11 protein-coding genes are annotated in these 9,321 nt (G+C 64.8%); 7 read left to right on the top strand and 4 right to left on the bottom strand.

Going from position 1 to position 9,321, the window contains the following annotated elements:
• On the bottom strand, positions 1–912 hold a 912-nt coding region (locus A5634_RS13105; RefSeq protein ID WP_172831691.1), incomplete at its 3' end, for an AfsR/SARP family transcriptional regulator.
• Between the two features lie 247 nt (positions 913–1,159).
• Between A5634_RS13105 and A5634_RS13100 the strand changes: the two genes are divergently transcribed.
• Genes A5634_RS13100 through A5634_RS13090 form a run of 3 tightly spaced genes read left to right on the top strand, consistent with a single transcriptional unit; the run spans position 1,160 to position 2,091 of the window.
• Positions 1,160–1,567 carry a hypothetical protein gene (locus tag A5634_RS13100; RefSeq protein ID WP_065144481.1) on the top strand — a complete coding sequence of 136 codons (408 nt, stop codon included), beginning with the start codon at positions 1,160–1,162 and terminating at the stop codon, positions 1,565–1,567.
• A gap of 6 nt (positions 1,568–1,573) precedes the next feature.
• On the top strand, positions 1,574–1,861 hold the full coding sequence (locus tag A5634_RS13095; protein ID WP_065144480.1) for a hypothetical protein: 288 nt from the start codon (positions 1,574–1,576) through the stop codon (positions 1,859–1,861).
• 11 nt (positions 1,862–1,872) lie between these two features.
• The gene (locus A5634_RS13090) at positions 1,873–2,091 is read left to right on the top strand and encodes an Rv1893 family protein (protein ID WP_065144479.1); all 219 of its coding nucleotides are present in this window, start codon (positions 1,873–1,875) and stop codon (positions 2,089–2,091) included.
• Positions 2,092–2,102: 11 nt separating this feature from the next.
• Here the strand turns inward: A5634_RS13090 and A5634_RS13085 are convergent, their stop codons facing one another.
• Positions 2,103–3,233, bottom strand: coding sequence for a nitronate monooxygenase (locus tag A5634_RS13085; protein WP_065144478.1), 1,131 nt, complete (start codon positions 3,231–3,233; stop codon positions 2,103–2,105).
• Between the two features lie 262 nt (positions 3,234–3,495).
• On the opposite strand from A5634_RS13085, the gene A5634_RS13080 reads away from it, so the two are divergent.
• The 3 genes from A5634_RS13080 to A5634_RS13070 are packed head-to-tail and all read left to right on the top strand — an operon-like array spanning position 3,496 to position 7,423.
• Entirely contained in the window at positions 3,496–5,439 is a 1,944-nt protein-coding gene (locus A5634_RS13080; RefSeq protein ID WP_065144477.1) for a flavin-containing monooxygenase, read from the top strand.
• A 10-nt stretch (positions 5,440–5,449) separates the two neighbouring features.
• Complete coding sequence (locus A5634_RS13075; protein WP_065144476.1) at positions 5,450–6,475, top strand: alcohol dehydrogenase catalytic domain-containing protein; 1,026 nt, start codon at positions 5,450–5,452, stop codon at positions 6,473–6,475.
• A 15-nt stretch (positions 6,476–6,490) separates the two neighbouring features.
• A complete protein-coding gene (locus A5634_RS13070) occupies positions 6,491–7,423 on the top strand; it encodes a carbon-nitrogen hydrolase family protein (RefSeq protein ID WP_081290402.1) in 933 nt (310 codons plus the stop codon).
• A gap of 3 nt (positions 7,424–7,426) precedes the next feature.
• Here A5634_RS13070 and A5634_RS13065 read toward each other — a convergent pair whose 3' ends face one another.
• Complete coding sequence (locus tag A5634_RS13065) at positions 7,427–8,335, bottom strand: class I SAM-dependent methyltransferase (RefSeq protein WP_065144475.1); 909 nt, start codon at positions 8,333–8,335, stop codon at positions 7,427–7,429.
• A 17-nt stretch (positions 8,336–8,352) separates the two neighbouring features.
• On the bottom strand, positions 8,353–8,784 hold the full coding sequence (gene dtd / locus A5634_RS13060) for a D-aminoacyl-tRNA deacylase (protein ID WP_065144474.1): 432 nt from the start codon (positions 8,782–8,784) through the stop codon (positions 8,353–8,355).
• Positions 8,785–8,816: 32 nt separating this feature from the next.
• Here dtd and A5634_RS13055 point away from each other — a divergent pair, with 32 nt between their 5' ends.
• Positions 8,817–9,116, top strand: coding sequence for an MTH1187 family thiamine-binding protein (locus A5634_RS13055; RefSeq protein WP_065144473.1), 300 nt, complete (start codon positions 8,817–8,819; stop codon positions 9,114–9,116).
• Positions 9,117–9,321: the final 205 nt, after the last annotated feature.

Raw genomic sequence — 9,321 nt, 5'->3', positions numbered from 1 at the left:
TCTCACCAACAAACCGCCCCCCAACGCCCCCACAACCAACCCCAACTCCTCCTCATGACCCACAAAACTCGTCGCCCGCCGCAACAACCCCGACGACGGCCGATCACACACCACCGGCGGCGGCGACGCTTCTTCCTTGATTCCGGCCGGTTCCAAATCCCATTGCATATCGGCGGTTTCGGCCGCGCCGGTGAGTATTTGCTGGTGCACCTCCTTGAGGTGCCCACCGGGTTCGACGCCGAGTTCCTCGACCAGCCACAGTCTGGTGCGGCGGTAAGTGTCCAGCGCGTCGGCCTGCCGCCCACACCGGTACTGCGCCAACATCAACTGCGCGGCCAACCGCTCATCCAACGGATGCGCGGCCTGCGCGGCCGTCACTTCGACCAAGAGCTCCGCATGCCGTCCCGCCCGCAATCCCACGTCGTTGCGATCCAGTTCGACGGCAAAACGTTCAGCCAACACCGCGCTGCGCACCTCGTTGACCCACGGCGTGTCCAGGAACATGAACGGCTCACCCGCCCACTCCTGCAAGGCCTGCTCGAACAACGCCGAAGCCTCCGCCGCATCCGCGCTCGCCCGCGCCTGCGCTGCCAGATGGCGGAATCGGTGCAGATCCACCGACAACGCATCGGTGTCGAGCACATAGCCGGCGGGACCCCGCGAAATAGTCACCCCATTGGTCTGCCCGAGTATTGTTCGCAGCCGAGAAACATAGCCCGCCAACGAATTTCGCGCACGCCGCGGCGGCCGATCCGACCACACGCGATCAACCAGCAGTTCGGGGGAGACGGTATGGTTGACGTCCACCAGGAGTGCGACCAACACACACTGTCGCCGCGCATGACCGATATCCAGCTTGAGCCCGTCGACGCGCACCTCAACGTCGCCGAGCAACCGAAACTCGACCGTCACCAGGTAAACCCTCCGCCGTCCACAGCAAAATATGACGCGCTGGCAGGCCAGACCCTAATGCACAACTGGCCGTTGCCGGGAAGGTACATATCGCACTCACAACTGTTAACACAGCGCAAAGGCTCAAGCAGATCGAGCGATCCCAAATATGGCCCGGATATGGCCCGGATATGGCCTTGTGGCCCTCGCAGCAATCGTTATGCTCTTGAGGAACAAGGGCTGCCAGGAAGGACTAGCGGGGTACAACATGATTCGCGAATTGCTCACCACCGCTGCGATCACGGGTGCGGCCGTCGCTTTGGCGCCTGCAGCCAGTGCCGACAACGGACGCTGGGAAGGCGACGTGCCAGGCATGAACTACGACGCATCGCTGGGTGCGCCGTGCGACAACTACGAGCGTTTCATTTTCGGACGCGGACCCAGCGGACAAGCCGAGGCCTGCCACTTCCCGCCACCCAACCAGTTCCCGGCTGCCGAGACGGGGTATTGGGTCATCTCCTACCCGCTGCGAGGCGTCCAGCAGATCGGCGCCCCATGTCCGGGTCCCAGGGTGGCCGCGCAGTCACCGGCCGGCCTACCCATGCTGTGCTTGGGCGCTCAAGGATGGCAGGAAGGCTGGTTCACCGGAGCAGGTTTCTTCCCGCCTGAGCCGTAATCCCCGATGACGACCAACGGACTAACCACGCCGATTCCTCGGTGGTTGCGGTTTGTCCTGGCGTCTGACCGTGCGGGCTCTGCCTGGTATATCGGTACCGGCTTCTTCTTCGCGCCGGTGCTGGCCGTGGTGTCGCCCTGGCCGACGGTGACCACCGTGCTGTGGTGGGTGATCGGGCTGGCAGGATTGTGGCTCGGACTGCTCGGAATTGCGATGGCCGTGGGTTTGGCGCGAGTGTTGCGATCCGGCAGTGAAATACCAGAGGACTACTGGCGCACTCTCGTTGACTACTGAAGGAGATTCCCATGGCCATTGATCCCAGAGACGCCGTCGATGCGGTCCGCGACATCGCCACCAATGCCGTCGAGAAGGCCTCGGACATCGTTGAGCACGCCAGCGACATCATCCGCGGCGACATCGCCGGTGGTGCCAGCGGCATCGTCCAGAACTCCATCGAGATCGGGACACACGCGGTGGAGCGGGTGAAAGAGGTCTTCACCGGTAAAGAGGAAGACCTCGACTAGCAACTCCGCCGTCAGACGGCGGCGGCCTCGTTGAGTTCGTCGAGTCTGGTCGTTGCTTCCAGGTACTCCTGTACCCAGCGCTCGATGACGGTGGACGTCTTCTCCACTTTTTGGAACTGACCGACCACCTGTCCGACCGGGTTGAATGCCACGTCGACGGACTCGTTCGGGTACCTGTTGGTGGCCCGCACCGCCATGCCGGAAACCATGTACTGCAACGGCATGCCGAGCGGCTTCGGGTTGTCCGGCTGTTCCCACGCCTCAGTCCAGTCGTTGCGCAGCATCCGGGCGGGCTTGCCGGTAAACGAGCGGCTGCGCACGGTGTCGCGGCTGCCGGCCTTGATGTAAGCGGCTTGCTGCACCGGTGTGTTCGACGACTCCTCAACCATCAGCCACTGGGACCCGGTCCAGGCACCTTGGCAGCCCAGCGCCAACGCCGCGGCAATCTGCTGGCCGCTGCCGATGCCGCCGGCGCCCAGCACGGGGACCGGAGCCACCTCCTTGACGACCTGGGGCCACAACACAATTGAGCCGACCTCGCCGCAGTGGCCACCGGCCTCGCCGCCCTGGGCGATGATGATGTCGACGCCCGCGTCGGCGTGCTTACGTGCCTGCGACGGCGAGCCACACAGCGCGGCCACCTTTCGGCCCTCGGCGTGGATGTGCGCGATCATCTCGGCCGGGGGAGTGCCCAGCGCGTTGGCGATCATCGTCACCTTCGGGTGCTTGAGTGCCACCTCCACCTGCGGCGTGGCGGTCGCTTCCGTCCAGCCCAGCAATTGCAGGCTGTCCCCGTCGCTGTCTTCGACCGGAACACCATGGTCGGCCAGGATCTTCTTGCCAAAATCCAGGTGCTCTTGAGGGACCATCGACCGCAACGTGTTGGTCAATTCGTCCGCCGACAAGTGCGAGTCCATACCCTCGTATTTGTTCGGGATGACGATGTCCACGCCGTAGGGGTGGTCACCGATGTTCTCGTCGATCCAGTTGAGCTCGATCTCGAGTTGCTCTGGGGTGAACCCGACGGCACCCAGCACGCCGAAACCGCCGGCTTTGCTGACAGCGACGACGACATCGCGGCAGTGCGTGAAAGCGAAGATCGGAAACTCGATCCCGAGCTGGTCGCATAGGGGTGTGTGCATGCCTACTCCTGGGAAGCTTGACCGAGCGGAAAAACTGCAACGTGTTCTAGTTTAGTACGTACACTACTCGCATAGCCAGCCAGGTCGGGTGTACTGCGACTAAGCCCCTTCAGATCAGGCGGGCCCGGACCGATCGCGTACGGCGCGGCAGATGGGCGGCCCGACGGTCTTGATCCATCGCGTCGCCGCGGGGTAGCGTTAGCCGCGCAATTACGAAACTTGCGGTAGCGTAATTACAGGACCCCCGAAAGGATCGGACTCGATGCGCAGCGGGTACGCCGGACAGCCCTTCACCACCCCGACGCCCGAGATCGCCGCCGCACTAGAGGACGTCAGCGTCCCGACCTTGCTGCTGTCCCTGGTACACATCACCGGCGATCCGCGATTTATCCGCGACTTCAAGCAGATGGGGGTGTTTCTCAACGAAGTTCAGGGGTTCATGTCCGAGGAGGACAAGGCCAAAGCCCGCGCCGAGGCGCTTACGGCACTTGCCGATTACCGGGATCGTGGCTGCCCCGAACCCGCTCCGCTGAGCGACGAACTCATCCGGGAAATGTTGGACTGGGCGGCGTGCGAGCACGTTCCAGACGACTATCTGCCCCTGGCGCTGGAAGAGATGGACCTGCAAGGCGTGGACCCGCGCAGGCCAGTCGCACTGCCGGACGAGAACGTGGCCGACTTCCCGGTCATCGTGATCGGGTGCGGGGAATCCGGCATCCTCGCCGGAATCCGGTTGCAGCAGGCCAACATCGACTTCACCATCATCGAAAAGAACAGCGGGCCGGGCGGAACCTGGTGGGAGAACAGCTATCCCGGCGCCCGGGTAGATGTGGCGAACCATTTCTATTGCTACAGCTTTGAACCCAACAACGACTGGACCCACCACTTCGCCGAACAGTCCGAGCTACAGAACTACTTCGCCGATGTGATGGCCAAGCACGACCTGGCCCGCCACGTGCAGTACGACACCGAGGTTCTGGGCGCTGAATGGAACGACTCCGAGGGCAACTGGGTGGTCAGGTTGCGCTCGGCCAATGGCGATACCAGCATGGTGCACGCGCGTGCGGTCATCACCGCGGTCGGACAGCTGAATCGACCGCATATCCCCGAATTCCACGGTGCCGCAACCTTTCCGGGTCCGTCATTTCATTCCGCAGCCTGGGATCACTCGATCGACTTGAGCGGCAAGCGGGTCGCACTCGTCGGCGCCGGTGCCAGCGGATTCCAGATTGCGCCTGCCATTGCCGGGATCGTCGAGCACCTGTCGGTGTTTCAGCGCACGGCGCAGTGGATGTTCCCGAACACGATGTACCACGACCAGGTCGGCGATGGTGTGCGTTGGGCGATGCGGCATCTGCCCTGCTACGGCCGGTGGTACCGGTTTCTGCTGCTGTGGCCGGGCGCCGACAAGGGGCTCGATGCCGCCAAGGGCGACCCGAACTACCGAGACGAATCCGGCGAACAACAGTATGCGGTCAGTGACATCAACGCCGCCGCCCGGATGATGTTCAGCCACTGGATCACCAGCCAGGTCGCCGAGGGCAGCACACTGCTGGACAAAGTGCTGCCTGACTATCCCGCGACCGGCAAACGCACGCTGCAAGACAACGGCAGCTGGCTGCAGGCCCTGCAACGCGACAACGTCGAACTGGTGCGCACCCCGATCCAACGGATAACCCCACGCGGCATCGTCACCGAGGACGGCGTAACGCACGAGGTTGACGTTATCGTCTACGCCACCGGATTTCGGCACACCGACGTGTTGTGGCCACTGAAAATTAAGGGGCGCAATGGGATTGATCTGCACGAGCGGTGGGGGAGCCGGCCGAACGCGTACCTGGGTGTGACCGTGCCGGAGTTTCCGAACCTGTTCCTCATCTATGGTCCCGGCACCCACCTGGCGCACGGTGGCAGCCTGATCTTCCAGTCCGAGCTGCAGATGCGCTACATCAACTCGTGCCTGCAGCACATGGCCGAAAACGGCATCGTCGCAATGGAACCCACGCCGGAGGCGACTGCCGACTGGCACCAGCGGACCCAGGCCGAGATCAAGCAGATGGTGTGGTCGCACCCCGCCGTCAAGCACTCCTACTTCAAGAACGCCGACGGGGAGATACACACCGTAAGTCCGTGGCGCCTCAGCGAATACTGGTCGGCCGTGCGAGCGCCCGACTGGTCTGATTTCGTGCTTCGACAAGGAAAGTGAGAGCGCTTATATGCGAACGGTAGTTGTCGACGGGCCGGCCAGCATCCGGGTCGATACCCGGCCCGACCCAGCTCTGAGTGGGCCCGACGGTGTCATCGTCGCGGTGAGCGCCGCCGGCATCTGTGGATCCGACCTGCACTTCTACGAGGGTGACTACCCCCTGGCAGAGCCGGTAGCCCTCGGCCACGAGGCCGTCGGCACTGTCGTCGAAGCCGGTCCCGAGGTAAGCACTGTCAAAGTCGGCGACCAGGTCATGGTGTCATCGGTGGCCGGTTGCGGCGACTGTCCCGGCTGTGCCACCAACGATCCGGTCATGTGCTATTCCGGGCTGAACATCTTCGGGGGCGGCGTACTACCGGGCGCGCAGACCGACCTGCTCGCCGTGCACGCCGCAGACTTCCAGCTGCGCAAGATCCCCGACGGCATCAACACCGAGCAGGCCCTGTTACTCACCGATAACCTGGCCACCGGGTGGGCAGCAGCCCAGCGCGCCGACATCCCCTACGGCGGGACGGTCGCGGTGATCGGCCTCGGTGCGGTCGGGCTGTGTGCGCTGCGAAGTGCGTTCTTCCAAGGCGCCGCAACGGTTTTCGCGGTCGACCGCGTCCAGGGGCGGCTACAGCGCGCCGCTCAGTGGGGTGCCACACCGATTGCGTCGGCGACCGTCGAGTCCATCCTCGCCGCCACCGGCGGCCGCGGCGCCGACGCGGTGATCGACGCCGTCGCGACAGACGCTTCCCTGACCGATGCCCTGTCAGCCGTTCGCCCCGGGGGAACCGTCTCGGTGGTTGGCGTGCATGATTTGCAGCCGTTTCCGTTCCCAGCCCTCGGCTGCTTGATTCGCAGCATCACGGTGCGCTGGACCACCGCGCCGGTACAACGCACCTGGCCCGAACTGATCCCGCTGCTGCAGTCAGGCCGCCTCGAGGTCGACGGCATCTTCACCACGACACTGCCACTCGAGCAAGCAGCCGAAGGCTACGCGACCGCCGCGGCCCGATCCGGCGACGACGTCAAGATCTTGCTGACGCCCTAGCCTCATGGTGGCAACATGGCCTTCATGCGCTGTGCTGCAATCCAAGTCGAGGCCGTGCCGGCTGACGTTGACGCCAACCTTGCCGCCACCGAACGTCTGATCGAAGAGGCGGTGTCCGCCGGTGCGCAGACCATCGCGCTGCCCGAGTTCTTCACCACCGGTGTCGGCTTTTGGCCCGAACTTGCCGACGCCGCACTGCCACCCGACGGCAAGGCCACCGAGCTGCTGCTGAACCTGGCACGGCGCCACGAGGTGATGATCGGCGGCTCACTGCTGATCCGGGACGCCGACGGCAACGTCCGCAACGCGTACCTTCTCGTCACGCCCGATGGCGTCGCCGGCCGGCACGACAAGGACCTGCCCACGATGTGGGAGAACGCGTTTTACATCGGCGGTCACGATGACGGGATCATTGAGGTCGGCACCATGACGGTGGGTGCGGCGGTGTGCTGGGAACTGATGCGCACCCAGACCGTCCGCCGCCTGCGGGGCCGCATTGACCTGGCAATGACGGGTTCGGGATGGTGGTCGATCCCGGACTGGTGGCCGCGGGCGGGGTTTCGCCGGATGGAGGTGCGTAACGCTGCCACCGCGCAGCGGGCGGCAGCATCGTTCGCCGGGTACGTCGGCGCGCCCGTTCTGCACGCGGCTCACGCCGGCGAGCTGAACTGCCGCATGCCGTGGCTGCCGGTGGGCTACGCGGGTCGGTTCGAGGGCGGCACCATGATCGTCGCCGCCGACGGCACCGTCCTTGCCGGCCGGGAGCGGTCGCAGGGCGAGGGTTTCGTCGTCGCCGAGGTCAAGGTTGGGCGCCGCGAGCCTATTCTCAACGCGCCCAACGGTTTCTGGCTGCACCCGCGCGGTGCGCTACCAGCGGCGGTTTGGCACTATCAACGTCTGCACGGACGCCGCTACTACCGCCGCCATGTCGCGCGAGCAGCGTCCTAGAACTCACAGCGTGGCGACTATGTACTGCGAGTGCATAAAGCTGTCGATTTTGACATCCACCTCCGGCGGCGTCAGCCCGTAGCCAGCCTGAAGCTCCAGGGTGTTGCGGACCGGCTCCACAGCCCAGCCATGCCCGGCCAGCCACTCCGCCGGGTCGACCGGGTTCTCGTAGGTCAGCGACGAGAAATCGATATCCCCTGCAACGTTGACGCCCGGGTGCTCATCCTCGAGCGCCGCCAGCTTGTCGTGATCCAGGCGAGACCCCAAGGCGCCCACGGCAACTCGACTGCCCGGGGCACCAAGCTCGGTGATGCCGGCAAAAAGTGACTCGTGGGCCGCGCTGGTCAGGTAGGGCAGCAAGCCCTCCAGCGACCAGGCGCTCGCGCGGCGCGGATCGAAACCCGCAGCTACCAACGCAGCCGCCCAGTCGGTACGCAGGTCGGCTGCCACCGCTCTCAGGTCGGCCTTCGGCCGCTTACCGTGCTCACCGAGCACCTGCGCTTTGAACTCGAGGACCTTCGGCAGGTCGATCTCGAAAACCGTTGTTCCGGAGGGCCATTCCAGCCGATGGGCCCGTGAGTCGAGACCGGCGGCAACGATCACCGCCTGTCGGATGCCGGCCACTCCCGCGGAGGTGAAGAAGTCGTCAAAGAACCGCGTCTGCACACCGTAGAGTCGCGGGAAGGCGTTCTCGTGTTCCGAGCTGCCCGGGTTGGCGAGCAATCCCATCAGATAAGGATCCGCCGATGCCTCGATGAAAAGCTTCGCGTAATCGTCGCGTACCAATGGCTGGCGACTCACGGCGTGCAACGCACGCCAACCCGCCACCAGCAGGGCGGTGTAACCGACTCCGCTGACGATGTCCCACTGGTCGTCGTCAGAACGAAGCGAGCCGAATTCAGGTGTCGTCATAGCCGCGAAGGTACTCGTCAAAGTTCCAGCAGGACGGTTACCGGACCGTCATTGACGAGTTCGACCTGCATATGTGCACCGAAGACCCCGGTTTCGACGTGTGCGCCGAGCCCGCTGAGGGCGTCGGCGAACGCCTTGACCAGCGGCTCGGCTACCGGGCCCGGTGCTGCGGCATTCCAGGACGGCCGCCTGCCTTTGGCGGTATCGGCGTAGAGGGTGAACTGACTGACCACCAAAATCGGCGCGTCGACATCGGAAGCGGACTTTTCGTCGTCGAGAATGCGCAGCTTCCAAAGCTTTTCGGCGAGCCGCTGCGCCGTGTCCGGCCCGTCGCTGTGGGTGACGCCGACGAGTGCGACCAGACCCTGCGAGAGCGGCCGGATGGCGCCGACCACCTCCTCGTTCACCGATACCGCCGCCGCCGAGACCCGTTGCACCAGAACCCGCATGGACTTCGATGCTGCCATGCGAGAGTAGACGGGTGTCTGTGTTGGTCGCATTTTCGGTTACCCCGCTTGGTGTGGGGGAGGGTGTCGGCGAGATCGTCGCCGAAGCGGTTCGGGTAGTGCGTGATTCCGGGCTGCCCAACAAAACGGATTCGATGTTCACCGTGATCGAGGGCGACACCTGGGAAGAAGTCATGGCCGTGGTGCAGCGGGCGGTAGAGGCGGTAGCCGCCCGAGCGCCGCGGGTCAGCACGGTGATCAAGGCGGACTGGCGCACGGGAGTCACCGACGCGATGACGCACAAAGTGGAATCCGTCGAGCGCCATTTGGGCTGAGTCGTGGAGCGACTCATGGTTGGCACCAATCAGGCCAGTGGCGAGTGTGCCGCCAGCCAGCCGCTACCGTGGGTCGACCAGCTCGGTGGTCGTTGAGGAGGCGCGTTGATGGGTACTGAAAATGGCGAGGGCGGTCAGGGCGGAGCCGGGGGCGCCGGCGGTGACGGTGGGCTGTTCGGTGACGGCGGCCACGGCGGTGTCGGCG

Source organism: Mycobacterium asiaticum (assembly GCF_001673365.1).
Classification (GTDB): Bacteria; Actinomycetota; Actinomycetes; order Mycobacteriales; family Mycobacteriaceae; genus Mycobacterium; species Mycobacterium asiaticum_A.
This window is presented reverse-complemented; position numbering and strand designations above follow the sequence as displayed.